We start from the raw sequence: 14,950 nt of genomic DNA, 5'->3' as shown, positions 1-14,950 counted from the left end.
AACTGCCCGGGCTCAGTGTATAGCCTCAGGTCCCTGGCGTAATCCCATTCAATCGAACAGCCCCAGCTGCCCGGTGGCCGCGACTTTCAACTCCTCTACCGAGGCCACCGGCCGCTGCGCCAGGCGCTCCGCCAGCCCCGCTGCACGCTCGGCGCGGGTCGCCACCGCCTCGCCCAGACGCGCCGCCAGGCCCCAGATCTCCACCCGCTGCTTGGCCCGGGTGATGCCGGTGTAGAACAGGCTGCGGGTGAGCAGCGGGCTGGGTTGCTCGGGCAGCGCCAGCAGCACCTCGGCGAACTCCGAACCCTGACTCTTGTGCACCGTCATGGCGAAGGCGCTGTCGTGGCTCGGCAGGCGCGCCGGGGCGAACGGACGGAAGCCATCCTCGCCTTCGAAGAACACCCGCAGGCCGTGCTCGCCGTGCAGGCAGATGCCGATATCGCCGTTGAACAGGCCCAGGGCGTAGTCGTTCTGCCGCACCATCACCGGCCGGCCGACATACCAGCGCTCGCGGCTGGCAACCTGGCCACGGCGCTTGATCCGCGCCTCCAGCGCCTCGTTGATGCCGCTCACGCCCCAGGCCCCCTCGCGCTGGGCGCAGAGCGCGCGGAAGGCATTGAAGGCGGCGAAGGCCGCGGCCGGATCGCCGCCCTGAGCGGCCGCGAGGAAGGGCGCGTAACCCTGCTCCAGGCGCTCGAGCAGGGCCTGGGGGGTCGGTTCGGCGTTCCACGCCAGGTCGGCGCGGTCCTCCTGCAACAGGCGCAAGGTGCCGGCGACATCGCCGCCGTTGATCCGCCGGGCCAATTCGCCGATGCCGCTGTCGCCGGCGAAGCGATGGCTGTGGGTCAACAGCACCACCGCATCGCCTAGGGCCGAGGTGGGTTGCTCCACCGCCACCTGCTGGCCGGTGATGCGCTGCAACTCGGCGGCGGCCGCGGCGTCGAAGCCGCGGCCCTCGCACAGCTCGGCGAACACCGCGCCGGCCTCCACCGCCGCCAGCTGGTCCTTGTCGCCCAGCAGGATCAGCCGCGCGCCGGGCGGCAGGGCATCGACCAGTTTGGCCATCAGCGCCAGGTCGACCATCGAGGCCTCGTCCACCACCAGCACGTCCAGGGCCAGCGGGTTGCCGGCATGGTGGCGCACGGCCGGGGAATCGCCGCGGCTGCCGAGCAGGCGGTGCAGGGTGCGCGCCTCCTCCGGCAGGGCGGCCTTGACCGCCTCCTCGACCGGCAGCGCCGCCTTGGCCCCACGGATCGCCTCGGCCATGCGCGCCGCCGCCTTGCCGGTCGGCGCCGCCAAACCGATGGCCAGCCCGGCGCCCTGCTCCAGCAGCGCGGCGAGCAGGCGCACCACGGTGGTGGTCTTGCCGGTGCCAGGACCGCCGGAGATCACCGCCAGGCGCCGGCGCACCGCCTGGGCGGCGGCCAGGCGCTGCCAGTCGGGTTGCTGCCCTGCTTGTGACGACGCGTTGAAGGCGAACAGCCGCGCCAGGCTCTCGCCCAGCCGGGCCTCATCGACCTCGGGCCGGTCGCCGGCGCGGGCCAGCAGCTGCGCGGCCAGCTGCCGTTCATAGGCCTCGTAGCGGGCCAGGTACAGACGCTCGCCGACGAGGATCAGCGGCGCGAAGTCGCCTGGCGCGCCAACCAGGGCCGAGGCCTGCAGGCGGCTGCGCCAGTCGGCGAGGCTCGGCAGACGCAATTCATGCTCCGGCCAGGGCCGCTGGCCGGCCAGGCGCACCAGCGGCAGGCACACGTCGCCCTGCTCCAGGGCGCTGCACAGCAACGCCGCGGAAGCCAGCACCAGCGGCTCGGCCGCGGGGTCGAGACGCCGCAGGCTGTCGACCAGGGCGCGCTCCAGCGGGCCCAGCGGCATGTCATCCAACGGCATCAGTGCCCCTCCGCGAACAGTCGATCCAGGGCGTCCAGCAGGCGGTCGGCCGGGCGCGCGAAATACACCCCGGCCTGCGGCATGCCGCGCAGGAACAGGTAGTAGGCGCCCCCCAGCTGACTGTCGTCGAAGTCGCTCAGGCGCTGACGCAGGAAGCGCCGCAGCGCCACCAGGTAGATCAGGTACTGCAGGTAGTAGTGTTCGCTCGCCAGGGCCTGCACCAGGCGCTCGCCCTGGTAGTGGCCGGCATCCGGGCCGAGCCAGTTGGACTTGTAGTCGGCGATGTACCAGCGCCCGTCGTGCTCGAAGGTCAGGTCGATAAAGCCCTTGAGGAAGCCCTTGAGGCTGTCGAACTCCAGGCGCGCGCCGGCTTCGCGCATTGGCGCCGGCAGGCCGTGAGCCGGATCGCCGAGGATCGCCCGCAGGCGAATCACATCGAGGCCGGCGACCGGGAAGGTGAAACCCAGCTCGGGCAGGCGCCGCGCCGGCGTCAGGGCCGACAGGCGCAGGCCGCTGCCATCCAGGTCGGTGTCGAGCACCGCCTGCAATTGTACGGTCGCGACCTCCTGCCAGTCGGCGCTGATGCCATGGCCGCCGAGCGCCGGCTCGACCAGCTCGCCCAGCGAGCCCTTGCCCCGCGCCCAGTCCTCGAGAATGGCGTGCAGGCAGGTGCCGGCGCGGGCGCCCCGGGGGAAGGCGAAGAAGCCAGTGCCCGGCTCGCCGGCATCCGGCAGGGCCAGGGCATCGCGGTCCGGCGCCTCCAGGTGCAGGCCGGCGGCCAGACCGGAAAAGCTGCCGATGCGCCAGGCGCTGTGCAGGCTGCGCTGCAGGCTGGCCAAGTGTTGCGGGGCCGGCGCCCGGCGCTCGCCGGCGGCGCTGGCCTCCTGCTCGTGCAAGGGCTGCAGGGCCATCTTGCCGGCGCTGGCGGTGACCAGCGCGTCGAGCTCGCCACGCAACCCCGCCGGACTCAGGTCCTGCAGATGCGCCGCCAGCTCGCCCAGGGCGTCGTCGCCCGGCAGCTGGCGGCCGTGCAGCAGCCAGGCCAGGGCGCTGCTGTGCAGGCCCTCCTCGCCGAGGCTGCCGTCCTTCTTCGGCTTGCAGTCCACCGGCCCCCAATGCAGCCACAGGCGATCGCGGGCGCGGGTCAGGGCCACGTAGGTCAGGCGCAGGCGCTCGGCGAAGCGCTCCTGGCGGGCACGTTGGCGATGGATGTCGAGTTGCGCGCCGCCCAGGTCGAGCAGCGGCGTGCCGTCGTCGGCATGGCAGCTGATGTCCTCCTGCTTGCGCAGCAGGCCGCCATCCCACAGGAAGGGGCAGAACACCAGCGGATACTCCAGGCCCTTGGAGGTGTGGATGGTGACGATCTGCACCCGTTCGGCATCGCTCTCCAGGCGCAGCAGGGCCTCCTCGCCATGGGCCTCGGCGCGGCGCTGGTCGTCGAACCAGGCCAGCAATTGCTCAAGGCCCGGGCGCTGCAGGCTCTCGCCCTGCAACAGCTCGGCCAGGTGCAGCAGATTGGTCAGGCGGCGCTCGCCATCGACCAGGGCCAGCAGCCGCTCGGCCACCCGCTGTTCGTCCAGCCAGGCGCGGAAGGCGCGCATGAAGCCGTGCTGCTGCCACAGCTGGTGGTAGCGTTCGGCCGCCTCGCGCTCCTCGTCCCAGGCCCGCGCATCATCCTGGCAGGCCGCCAGGTCACGGGCGCTGCGGCCCAGCAGACGGCTGGCCAGGGCGTAGCGCAGGGCGCCCTCGCGGCCCGGCTCGGCGTAGGCGGCGAGCACCGCGGCCAAGGCCTCGGCCTCCTCGCTGTGCCAGACGTTCTCCTTGCCGCGGCGCACGCTGGGCACGCCGCGCGCGGCCAGTTCGGCGGCCACCTCGGCGGCCTGGCGGTGGCTGGCCACCAAGACGGCGATATCGCCGCCCTTGAGCGGAGTCTGTTCACCCGGCTGATCGAAATAGGCCGCGCCGCGGGCACTGGCCGCCAGCACCGCGGCGATCCGCCGCGCCGTGTCGCGTGCCGCCAGGGCGCCGGCCTGGCCCTTGGTCAGGTGGTCGTCGTCCAGCCAGACCAGCGCCAGCGGCGCGCCCTGGGCCTCCTCCGGCAGCACCAGGCGCGGCCGCGGCCGCGCGCTGGCGCCCACCGGCGGGTAGTCCAGGCCCGGCTCGGCGAAGGACATGGGCCGGCCGAACAGCTGGTTGAGGGCGGCGATCAGTGCGGGGGTGGAGCGGTGGTTGGTGGCCAGGCTGTACTGCCGGGCGGCCTCCCGGCGGGCCTGCAGGTAGGTGGCCAGGTCGGCGCCGCGGAAGGCGTAGATGGCCTGTTTGGGGTCGCCGACAAAGCACAGATCGCCCTCGTGCGCGTAGACCCGACGGAAGATCTGGTACTGGATCGGATCGGTGTCCTGGAATTCGTCGATCAGGGCCACCGGGTACTGCGTGCGCAGGGTGCCGGCCAGGTGCTCGCCGCCCTCGCCGTACAAGGCCTGCTGCAGCTGGTTGAGCAGGTCGTCGAAGGCCAGCAGGCGCTGGGCCGCCTTGCGCTGCGGCAGCTGCTGGTTGAGCTGGCCGATCAGCCGCACCTGCAGGTCGATCAACCGCTGCTCGGCTGCGGGGCGCGCGGCCTCGAGCGCCTCGCACAGCTGCTGCAGGGCATCGGCCAGGGGACTTTGCGGCACGCTGGCGCCCTTCTTGCTGGCCTTGAGCAGGCCCTCCCGGGACAGCCGCGGTAGCGCATCGAGGGCGCCGAACAGGGCGGCCGCATCGCTGAAGTAGCCATCCAGCGCCTGCTGCCAGGCGCCCAGCTTGGTGGCATCGACCATGTTGCTCTTGAAGCCCTCGAAGGCCTTGAGCTGCGTCAGCCACTCGCCGCTGTGGCGCTGCCAGGCAGCGCTCGCCTGCTCCCAGGCAGCGCCCAGGGCGCCGAGATCGGCCTGGGCGCCCGGCGCCGGCTCGATGCGCAGGTAGGGCTTGCCCAGGTGGCTGCGCAGGCGCTGGCGCAGGCGCTGCGGGGTGAGCTTGTGCTGCACCAGGAAGGCCGCCCACTGCGGCTCGGCGGCGGCCAGCTCATGACGCCAGAGATCGGCGAGCAGGGCATCGAGCACCTCGCGGTCGTCCTGGGTCAGCTCGTTGTCGAAGTCGCCGCCGGCCTCGAAGGCCGCGTCCTGCAGGGCCCGCTGGCAGAAGCCGTGAATGGTGAAGATCGCCGCCTCGTCGAAGCCGTGCACCGCCAGCAGCAGGCGGCGATGGCTGGCCGGGTCGGGGTACTGGGCGTGCAGGCGGTTGAGCAGTTCGTCCGCCCCGGGGCCCTGCTCGTAGACCGCCAGCAACTCGGCCAGGCGCCGGCGAACGCGCTCGCGCAACTCGGCGGTGGCCGCGGTGGTGTAGGTGACCACCAGGATCTGCGCCACCGACAGCTGCTTCTCCAGCAGCAGGCGGGCGTACAGCGCGGTCAGGGTCCAGGTCTTGCCGGTGCCGGCGCTGGCCTCGATCAGCGAGCGGCCGGAAAAACTGTCCTGCAGCAGGTCCAGGTTGGCGCCGCTCATGCTTCGTCCTCCTCGCCCTGCAGGGCGTCCAGGGCCGGGCCGTATAGCTGCTCGGCCAGGGCCTCGAAGCGCGCATCCAGCGGGTCGCGGTCGCGAAAGGCCAGGGCGTTCCAGGGGTCCTGGCTCTCGCCGGTCATGAAGTCGTTGCCCAGCCACATGACGCGCGCCTCGCTGCGCGCCGCCTCCAGCGGCTCCTTGCGCCCCGGCTTGCGCCATTTCTTGGCGAAGCCGTAGCTGCACTTGGCCAGCACCGGCAGCGGCTCGCACAGCGCCGACTTGTAGGCCTCGAGCCAGGGCTCGAGCAAGTCGAGGGGATTGGCCAGCGGGCCCAGGCGCCATTCGCTCTTCGGCGACAGCAGACGGCTGTCGCAGGCGATGCCCGGGGTGGCGGCGCAGCCCAGCAGCAGGTGGCGCAGCCAGAACGGCGCCAGCTCCCAGGCGCCGAGGTCGCGCAGGCGGTAATCGAACAGGCCGCAGGCCGTGACCCCATCGAGCCAGCCGTGGATGCGCACGCCGGCCAGCTGCACATCCACCAGCAGCGGCTGCGGCGTATCGCTCGGGCGTTCGTCGAACAGGGTCGGGGCGAAGGCGCGGATCGGTCCGCGTATCTGCCCCCAGTGGGCCTGGCCCAGCTCACCCACCGGCAGCCAACCGGAAGCCGCGGCCACCGCGCGCTCCTCGGCCTCGCTCCAGCCCCGTTCGACGGCCTGCAGCGCCAGCTGGCGCAGGCCGTGCTGGCTGGTCCATTCGACGCTGAACGGCTCGTCGCCGGCCAGGGCCTCTTCGCTCTGCGCCAGGCGCAGGCCGAGGCGCTGCTCCAGCAGGTAGCGCGCCGGGTGCTTGAAACAGTGGATCAGCTGGCTGGGCTCCAGGGTCAGCGGGTCGTCGCCCGGCCCGCCCTCGCCTGGCGCCGGCAGGGCCTCGGCGAAGGGTCGTGGCGCCGCGACGGCCTCGCTCAAGCACTGCGCGGCGCGGAACCAGGATGCGGCGAAGCCGGCATGGCGGCCACCGGCGAAGTTGTCCGGAGCGAAAGGCTGCAGCGGGTGCTCCAGGGTGAGGTGGGCGGCGGCCGGGCTGCCATCGGCGCAGACGGCGGTTAGGTCGATCACCTCGAGCAGTTCGCTGACCAGCACCGAGGGCGGCAGCTCGGCATTGCTGCGCGGGTCGCGGCCGACGTAGCTCAGGTACAGGCCGCCGCGCGCCGAGAGCAGGGTCTCGAGCAGCAGGTAGCGATCGTCCAGGCGCCGGGCGCGGTCGCCACGCCGCGGCTTCTGGGCGATCAGGTCGAAGCCGGCGGCCGGGGTGCGCCGGGGCAGGGCGCCGTCGTCCAGGCCGAGCAGGCAGACCTGGCGGAACGGCAGGCTGCGCATCGGCACCATGGTGCAGAAGGTCACCGCACCGGTGAGAAAGCCCGAGGCGCCGCCGCCCTGCTCCAGCGCCGCGGTCAGCTGCTGGCGCACCAGGGCCAGCTCCAGCGGCCGCTCGATGCCGGCCGCCTGGGCCTGCTCGGCGAGGGCGGCGCAGGCCTTCGACAGCAACAGCAGGGTGTCGCCGGCCTCGCGCTCGTCGAACAGGGCGTCGACCAGCTCGACCAGGGCCTGCGCCCACTCGGCCAGCGGCCGCGGCCGCTGCAGGCCCTGGGCCAGGCTGGCGAGACGCTCGACGAAGGCGGCCAGGCGGCCGAGCAACTGGGCGCGGCCGCCTTCCAGGGCATCCAGCGGCCAGCTGTCGCCGAGCAGGGGCGCGCCCTCGCCGGCCAGTTGCGGCGGTGCGGCGAAACCCAGCAGCAGGCGGTCCAGGCCCTGGCGCCAGGTGAAGGCGGCATCCGCCGGCAGGCCGAGCTGGGCCCGGTGGCCGGCGTCGCGGCCCCAGCGCACGCCGGCCTCGCGCAGCCAGTCGCGCAGCAGCGTCAGGTCCTCGGCCTCGATCCCGGCGCGGCGGGCCAGGGCCGGCTGCTCCAGCCAGCCCAGCACCTCTTCGGCGCCGAAGCGGCTGTCGGGCAGGGCGAGCAGCTCGAGGAAGGCCTCGATCAGCGGCACCTCCGCGCGCAGGCTGCGGTCGGCCAGGCTGAAAGGAATACGCGGCGCGCCGCTTCTGGCGGCGAACACCGCCTCGATATAGGGCGCATAGCGCTCCACGTCCGGGGTCAGCACCACCACCTGGTCCGGGGTCAGCGTCGGATCGGCGGCGAAGCGGGCGAGCAGCTGGTCGTGGAGGATCTCCACCTCGCGCAGCGGCGAGTGGGCGATGTGCACCTCCAGCGAGCGGTCGTCCTCGCGCAACACCAGACGCTCCTCGGGCTGGCGGCTGCGCAGGCGCAGGATGTCGTTCTGCAGGGCCTGCAGCAGGCTGCCGTCGTGCAGGTCGGCGTCCTCGGAATACAGGCCCAGTTCCTGGCTGCCCTCGCTCGAGGCCAGGGTGAACAGCGAATCGAAGAAGTCCCGGCCCTGCTTGCCCAGGCTGGCCAGCAGCGGGTGGCCGACGTCCAGGTACCAGTCGTCCGGGGCCAGCTCGGAGTGCCGGGCCAGCTCGCGGACATCGCGAATCTCGCCCCAGGCCTCGCGGCAGGGGTTGAGGGCGAAGACCACCACCTCGGTATGCCGCGCCAGGCCGTCGAGCACCCGCAGGTGATGCGGCGCCAGGGCGCTGATGCCGAACACCAGCAGGCGCTCGGGCAGCCCGGCGATGGCAGGCTCGGCGTACAGGCGCTGCAGCAACTCGTCGAGCAACCGGGCGCGGTGCGGGTGGCCATCGCGGGTCAGCTCGCGCCAGAGCAGCGCCTGCCAGGCCTCGTCCGGGCCGAGGCCGAGCAGCTCGCCTGCTTCCCAGGCGGCCAGCCAGTCGTCGCGGTACAGCAGGTACTGGTCGAAGACGTCGGCGATCTTGCCGGCCAGCGACAGCCGCCGACGCTCGTCGCCGCCCGCCAGGTAGTGAGCCAGGCGCGGCGCCTCGGCCAGCTGCTGCGGTTCGCACAGCCAGTCGTACAGGCGCCAGGTCAGGGTCTCGGGCTTGAACGCCGACTGCTCCGGCAATTGGCCGAGCACCAAGCGCGACAGGTCCCAGACGAAGGTCGCCGGCAGCTGCACCTCCAGTTGCATGGCGATGCCCTGCTTGCGCGCCAGCTCCAGGGTCAGCCAGCGGCCGATACCCTGGCTCGGCACCACCACCTGGGCGGCGGCGAACGGCTCGCGCAAGGGCTGCGCCAGCAGGGTGGTGGCCAGTTCACCGAGGGTTTCCAGGTCGGGGGCATGGTAGAGGCTGAGCATCGGGCAGGTCGCTTCCGTTCAATCGGGCTAGGTTACCAGTTCGCTCAGCTTGCCGGGGTCGGCCGACAGTTTGTGTCGCCGCCCCGTCGATGGCCTCTGCGACCAATGGCCAAGTGTCGCCTGTGCTTCACTCTGTAACCCTGAAGACGAACTTCCAACCGAGGTACGCCCCATGACGCCCTGCCTGACCTTCGATGTCTACGGCACCCTGATCGACCCCAGCGACGTGACCCGCCAACTGCGCGCGCTGCTGGGCGACCAGGCCGAGGACTTCTACCTGCGCTGGCGCGACAAGCAGCTGGAGTACAGCTTTCGCCGCGGCCTGATGGGCGCCTACGTGGACTTCTCCCAGTGCACCCGCGAGGCCCTGGCCTTCATCAATGCCAGCGCCCAGACCGGACTCGACGCTCAGACCCAAACGCAGCTGATGGACGCCTGGAGCCAGCTGCCGGCCTTCGCCGACAGCGCCGCCGGCCTGCAACAGCTGCAGCAACAGGGCGCCCGGCTCTATGCGTTTTCCAACGGCAGCCGAGCGGCGGTCAGCGCCCTGCTCGAGCAGGCGGGCCTGGCCGACTACTTTGTCGAAGTCGTCAGCGTCGAAACGGTGCACAGCTTCAAGCCGGCGCCGGCGGTCTATGAGTACCTGCTGAGCCGTACCGCAAGCCAGGCGGATGCCACCTGGCTGGTCTCCAGCAACCCCTTCGACGTGCTCGGCGCCCGTCACGCCGGCCTGCGCAGCGCCTGGGTCAAGCGCAGCGACAGGGCCCAGTTCGACCCCTGGGGCCTGGAGCCCGATCTGCAGGTCGCCAGCCTGGTGGAACTGGCCAAACGCCTGCCCGACTGAGCGTGCCGAAGGGCGACCGGCGGCTGGCGCCAAGGCCATTCGCCGTCTACAGCTTAAATAGGGTCCGGCAGAAAACCACCAAGGCCGGACCGACCACTTGGCCCGGCCGTTACCGACTGTGCCTGGGGGTCAGATGCACCACATCCGCTCGTCGCCCCTTTTGGGTGACCCAAGACAGGGAGATGCACGATGCTGACCCTGCTCAATCTGTTATCGGCCGTCGCCCTGCTGATCTGGGGCACCCATATCGTCCGTACCGGCATCCTGCGGGTGTACGGTTCCAACCTGCGCAAGGTGCTCAGCCACAACGTCAGCCGACTGCCGATGGCCTTCGCCGCGGGCATCGGCGTCACCTCGCTGGTGCAGAGCAGCAATGCCACGGCCCTGCTGGTCACCTCGTTCGTCGGCCAGGGCCTGATGGCACTGACCCCGGCCCTGGCGATCATGCTCGGCGCCGACGTCGGCACCGCCTTGATGGCACGGGTGCTGACCCTGGACCTGGGCTGGCTGTCGCCGCTGCTGATCACCCTCGGGGTGATCTTCTTCCTCTCGCGCCGGCAGACCCGCGCCGGCCAACTCGGCCGCGTGGGCATCGGTCTGGGCCTGATCCTGCTGGCCCTGGAGCTGATTGTCGGCGCCGCCACGCCCATCACCCAGGCCCAGGGCATCAAGGTGCTGTTCGCCTCGCTGACCGGCGACCTGCTGCTCGACGCCCTGGTCGGCGCACTGTTCGCGGTCATTTCCTATTCCAGCCTGGCCGCCGTACTGCTCACCGCCACCCTGGCCGGCGCCGGACTGCTGAGCCTGCCGGTGGCCATCGGCCTGGTCATCGGCGCCAACATCGGCAGCGGCCTGCTGGCCTTCATGACCGCCAGCCTGCAGACGCCGGCCGGCCGGCGGGTGGCCCTGGGCAGCCTGCTGTACAAGGTGATCGGCCTGCTGCTGGTGATCCCCCTGCTGAACCCGCTGGTGGCCTGGCTGGATAGCCTGGACTGGCGGCCGGCGGAGCTGGTGATCGGTTTTCACCTGCTCTACAACGGCCTGCGCTGCCTGCTGATGCTGCCCAGCGTCGGCCTCATGGCGCGCTTCTGCAACTGGCTGCTGCCGGACCGCCCCGATGAAACCGGCATAGCCAGCCCACGCCACCTCGACCGCACCGCGCTGGACACACCGAGCCTGGCACTGTCCGGCGCGGTCCGCGAGACCCTGCGTATCGGCGACCTGGTCGAGACCATGCTGCGCCACCTGCTGGAAGTACTGCGCAGCAACCAGCCGGCCCTGAGCAAAGAGCTCAGGCGCCTGGACGACGACGTCGACTCGCTGTACAGCGCGGTCAAGCTGTACCTGGCCCAGGTGTCGCGCGACGCCCTCAGCGAGCGCGACAGTCGGCGTTGGGCGGAGATCCTCGAATGGGCGGTCAACCTGGAACAGGCCGGCGACATCATCGAGCGCATGCTCGGCAAGGTGCAGGACGAGAAGACCGCCCAGCGTCGCGCCTTCTCCGACAGCGGTCTGGAGGAGCTGACGGAACTGCACGGGCAGCTGCTGGCCAACCTGCGCCTGGGGCTCAACGTATTCCTCTCCGGCGACGCCGAGAGCGCGCGCCAGCTGCTGCGCGAGAAACGCCGCTTCCGCGCCCGCGAGCGGCGCCTGGCCCACGCCCACGTCGCCCGCCTGCATCGCCAGGTGGTGCAGAGCATCGAGACCAGCGCCCTGCACCTGGAGCTGATCAGCGACATGAAGCGTCTCAACTCGCTGTTCTGCGGCAGCGCCTATGTGGTGCTGGAGGCCGGGGAGACCGGCGCGTTGAAGGTCGAGGAGATGGCCGGCGAGTAATCCGGCGCCGCGCGGACGGAAGGTGTAACAGCGCCGCGCGGGCGCCTTCGAATAACTGGGAGGGCCGTCTCCGACGATGCGGTCCGCCCTCTGCGGCAGCATCATGCCCAGGAGGACCCGATGGACAACGAGCAGGAGCTGATCAGCGGCATGCAACGGGGCGACCCCCATGCCTTGGAGGCCGCGATCCGGGCCCACCACCACTTTCTGGTGCTGATGGCCACGCCATTGGCCGGTCCCGAGCTGGCCAAGGATGTGGCGCAGGAAACCTGGATCAAGGCCTTCGCCGCCATCGGCCAATTCCAGGGGCGCTCCAAGCTGCGCACCTGGCTGGCGCGCATCGCCCTCAACGAGGCGCGGGCGATGCTGCGTAAAGCCAAGCGCGAGGTCGCCTGGGACGCCTGGGGCGCCGATGGCGGCTCGCCCATCGAGGGCCGTTTCAACCGCGATGGCACCTGGACCCGGCCACCGATCCGCTGGCACCACGACTCACCGGAGGCCTTGCTGACCGAGGAGGAACTCTACCAATGCATCCGCCAGCACCTGCACAAGCTGCCCCGGGACCAGCAGTCGGTGGTGATGCTGCGTGAGGTCGCCGGCCTGGACTTCAGCGAAATCGCCCAGTCCCTGAAGCTGGCCGAAGGCAACGTGCGGGTGTTGCTGCACCGCGGGCGGCAACGCTTGCATGCGATGCTGGAGCACTTCGAGGAGGTAGGCACATGTTGAGCTGCCAGGAAATGTCGGAACTGGGATCGGACATCATCGACCGGCGCCTGAGCTGGCGCATGCGCCTCGCGGTGCTGATGCACACGCGCCGGTGCGATCGCTGCCAGCTGTATATCGACCAGCTGCGGCTGACCTCGGAAACCCTGCGGCGACTGCCGTTGGACGACGAGCAGGTCGACAGCGCGGCGATCCTCGCCGCCAGCCGAGCACCCACCGAGCCGGGCACCTGAATCGACGCGGCGGGACGCTTGCCGTTCCCTCCGCGCCTTATTCCAACGCCCCAGGCCGGGGCGCCGGCTCAGGGCCTCAGGCGCCGCTGGCAGCCAGACCACCAGGCCGAACAGGGCGAAGCCCGGCAACCACATCAACTCCTTGGGCCAGCGCTCGGTCGGCGCGCGCACCACCAGGATCTCCTGGTCGAACTGCAAGCCGGCCTCGGCCGCCAGGCTGCCGAAGGCGACGCTGTCGATCAGCACCTTGTCGCCGTCCTCGTAGGTCAGCAGGCCCAGCGCCTCCAGGCGTTCCTCGCCGCTGGCCCCTTCCGGTACCGGCAGCAACAGGGCGAACTCGCGGGCATCGCCGACCGCGTCCTCACCACGAATGCGCAGACGCAACTGGCTGCCCGCCTCGACCTCGCCCAACACCTGCGCCAGCTGCGCCGGCGGCGTGTTGCGGTAGGGGTCGTGCAGCAGGTCCATCCAGAAGCCCGGGCGGAACAGGGTGAACGCCACCAGCAATAGCAACAGCCCCTCGTACCAGCGGCTGCGCACCAGGAAGAAGCCCTGGGTGCCGGCGGCGAAGATCAGCATGGCGACGGTGGCCACCACGAAGATCAGCAAGCCGTGCCAGAAGTCCACGTCGATCAGCAGCAGGTCGGTGTTGAAGATGAACAGGAACGGCAGCGCCGCGGTGCGCAGGCTGTAGTAGAAGGCGGTGATGCCGGTCTTGATCGGGTCGCCCTTGGACACCGCGGCGGCGGCGAACGAGGCCAGGCCCACCGGCGGGGTGACGTCGGCCATGATGCCGAAGTAGAAGACGAACAGATGCACCGCGATCAGTGGCACGATCAGGCCGTTCTGCTGCCCCAGGGTGACCACCACAGGCGCCAGCAGGCTGGACACCACGATGTAGTTGGCGGTGGTCGGCAGGCCCATGCCCAGCACCAGGCTGAACACCGCGGTGAGCATCAGCATCAGCAGCAGGTTGCCCATCGACAACAGTTCGACCAGGTCGGCCAGCACCAGGCCGACGCCGGTCTGCGAGACCGCGCCGACGATGATCCCGGCCGCGGCCGTGGCGATGCCGATGCCGATCATGTTGCGCGCGCCGGCCAGCAGTCCTTCGCGCAGATCGACCAACCCGTCCATGAAGGTGCCGTGTTCATGCAGGCCATCGGTGCGCAACCAGCTCAGCAGCGGCCGCTGGGTCAGCAGGATGATCACCAGCATGACACTGCCCCAGAAGGCCGACAGCCCGGGCGACAGGCGCTCGATCATCAGGCACCAGACCAGCACCACCACCGGCAGCACGAAATGCAGGCCGGACAGCAACACCGCGCGGGTCTGCGGCAGGGCGTCGAGCGGCGCATCCGGGTCCTCGGGCTCCAGCGGGGCGACGCTGGCGGCTATCTTCAGCAGGCCCAGGTAGACCAGCGCCAGCAGCGCGCCTATGCCTTCCAGGGCGTAGTCGCCGAGGGCCGGCTTGAGCCAGCCGAGGCCGTAGTAGACGGCCAGGGACAGGCCGCTGATCAGTGCCGCACCGAAGGCGAAGCCGGTCAGGCGACGCAGCCAGGGCTTGGGCTGGTGGCCGCCGATCGGCTGCAGGCCGAGCTTGAGCGACTCCAGGTGGACGATGTAGAGCAGGGCGATATAGGAGATCGCCGCAGGCAGGAAGGCGTGCTTGATGATGTCGACATAGGGCATGCCGATGTACTCGACCATCAGGAAGGCCGCCGCACCCATCACCGGCGGCATGATCTGGCCATTGACCGAGGAGGCCACTTCCACCGCGCCGGCCTTTTCGGCGGAGAAACCGGTACGTTTCATCATCGGGATGGTGAAGGTGCCGGTGGTGACCACGTTGGCGATCGACGAGCCGGAAATCATCCCGGTCAGGCCGGAGGCGACCACCGCCGCCTTGGCCGGGCCGCCGCGCAGGTGACCGAGCAAGCTGAAGGCCAGCTGGATGAAGTAATGGCCAGCGCCGGCCCGCTCCAGCAGGGCGCCGAACAGCACGAAGAGGAAGACGAAGCTGGTGGACACGCCGAGGGCGATGCCGAACACCCCCTCGGTGGTGATCCACTGGTGGTTGGCCAGCGCGGTGAAACTCACCCCGCGATGGGCCAGCAGACCGGGCATGTAGGGGCCGGCGAGGCTGTAGACGAGGAAGATCAGGGCGATGATCGCCAGCGGCGGGCCGAGGGCGCGGCGGGTGGCCTCGAGCAGCAGCGGGATGCCGATGCAGGCGGTGACCAGATCGGCGGTGGTGAGGCTGCCGGGGCGCTGGGCCAGGTCCTGATAGAAGATGAACAGGTAAGCGGCGCTGGCCGCGGCGACCAACCCCAGGGCGACATCCACCAGCGGCACGCGCTCGCGCGGCGAGCGCTTGAACGCCGGAAAGGCCAGGAACGCCAGCAGCAGGGCGAAGGCCAGGTGGATGGCACGGGTCTCGGTATTGTTCAGCACACCGAAGTTGAGCAGAAAGGGCAGCGGCGAAGCTATCCACAACTGGAACAGCGACCAGAGCAGGGCCAGGCCGGCGATCACCCGGGCCATGGCGCCCTCGGGGGTGCGCGCGCCGACGTCCTGGGCAATCAGTTCTTCGGTGGACAATTGCTTGTCATGCATGGGTGC

General features: G+C 70.7%; 6 protein-coding genes and 1 pseudogene. 3 read left to right on the top strand and 4 right to left on the bottom strand.

What is annotated here, in order from left to right; all coding sequences use genetic code 11:
• Nucleotides 1-48 precede the first annotated feature (48 nt).
• The 3 genes from recD to recC are packed head-to-tail and all read right to left on the bottom strand — an operon-like array spanning nucleotide 49 to nucleotide 8,692.
• Nucleotides 49-1,887 (bottom strand): exodeoxyribonuclease V subunit alpha, encoded by a 1,839-nt coding sequence (gene recD / locus KDW96_RS12720; protein ID WP_255836622.1) that lies wholly within the window; start codon nucleotides 1,885-1,887, stop codon nucleotides 49-51.
• Entirely contained in the window at nucleotides 1,887-5,426 is a 3,540-nt protein-coding gene (gene recB / locus KDW96_RS12715; protein ID WP_255836621.1) for an exodeoxyribonuclease V subunit beta, read from the bottom strand. The genes recD and recB overlap by 1 nt, the downstream gene beginning before the upstream one ends.
• Nucleotides 5,423-8,692 (bottom strand): exodeoxyribonuclease V subunit gamma, encoded by a 3,270-nt coding sequence (recC, locus tag KDW96_RS12710; protein WP_255836620.1) that lies wholly within the window; start codon nucleotides 8,690-8,692, stop codon nucleotides 5,423-5,425. The genes recB and recC overlap by 4 nt, the downstream gene beginning before the upstream one ends.
• A 172-nt stretch (nucleotides 8,693-8,864) precedes the next feature.
• Here recC and KDW96_RS12705 point away from each other — a divergent pair, with 172 nt between their 5' ends.
• The 3 genes from KDW96_RS12705 to KDW96_RS12695 all read left to right on the top strand — a co-directional run bounded on the left by KDW96_RS12705 (nucleotide 8,865) and on the right by KDW96_RS12695 (nucleotide 12,098).
• On the top strand, nucleotides 8,865-9,536 hold the full coding sequence (locus KDW96_RS12705) for a haloacid dehalogenase type II (RefSeq protein ID WP_255836619.1): 672 nt from the start codon (nucleotides 8,865-8,867) through the stop codon (nucleotides 9,534-9,536).
• Nucleotides 9,537-9,725: 189 nt separating this feature from the next.
• Nucleotides 9,726-11,372, top strand: a complete 1,647-nt coding sequence (locus KDW96_RS12700; protein ID WP_255836618.1) for a Na/Pi cotransporter family protein — start codon at nucleotides 9,726-9,728, stop codon at nucleotides 11,370-11,372.
• Nucleotides 11,373-11,492: 120 nt separating this feature from the next.
• A complete protein-coding gene (locus KDW96_RS12695; protein ID WP_255836617.1) occupies nucleotides 11,493-12,098 on the top strand; it encodes an RNA polymerase sigma factor in 606 nt (201 codons plus the stop codon).
• 320 nt (nucleotides 12,099-12,418) lie between these two features.
• Here the strand turns inward: KDW96_RS12695 and KDW96_RS12690 are convergent.
• Nucleotides 12,419-14,944: pseudogene (locus KDW96_RS12690) on the bottom strand (TRAP transporter permease); the annotation flags it as partial.
• Nucleotides 14,945-14,950 lie beyond the last annotated feature (6 nt).

It is taken from the genome of Pseudomonas benzenivorans (genome assembly GCF_024397895.1).
GTDB classification, from domain to species: Bacteria; Pseudomonadota; Gammaproteobacteria; order Pseudomonadales; family Pseudomonadaceae; genus Aquipseudomonas; species Aquipseudomonas benzenivorans_A.
Note: the sequence above shows the minus strand (reverse complement) of the source record. Positions and strands in the feature narration are given on the sequence as shown.

Coding starts and splice junctions, on each gene's coding strand:
- recD (WP_255836622.1), bottom strand. CDS start 1,887: ATGCCGTTGGATGACATGCCGCTGGGCCCGCTGGAGCGCGCCCTGGTC.
- recB (WP_255836621.1), bottom strand. CDS start 5,426: ATGAGCGGCGCCAACCTGGACCTGCTGCAGGACAGTTTTTCCGGCCGC.
- recC (WP_255836620.1), bottom strand. CDS start 8,692: ATGCTCAGCCTCTACCATGCCCCCGACCTGGAAACCCTCGGTGAACTG.
- KDW96_RS12705 (WP_255836619.1), top strand. CDS start 8,865: ATGACGCCCTGCCTGACCTTCGATGTCTACGGCACCCTGATCGACCCC.
- KDW96_RS12700 (WP_255836618.1), top strand. CDS start 9,726: ATGCTGACCCTGCTCAATCTGTTATCGGCCGTCGCCCTGCTGATCTGG.
- KDW96_RS12695 (WP_255836617.1), top strand. CDS start 11,493: ATGGACAACGAGCAGGAGCTGATCAGCGGCATGCAACGGGGCGACCCC.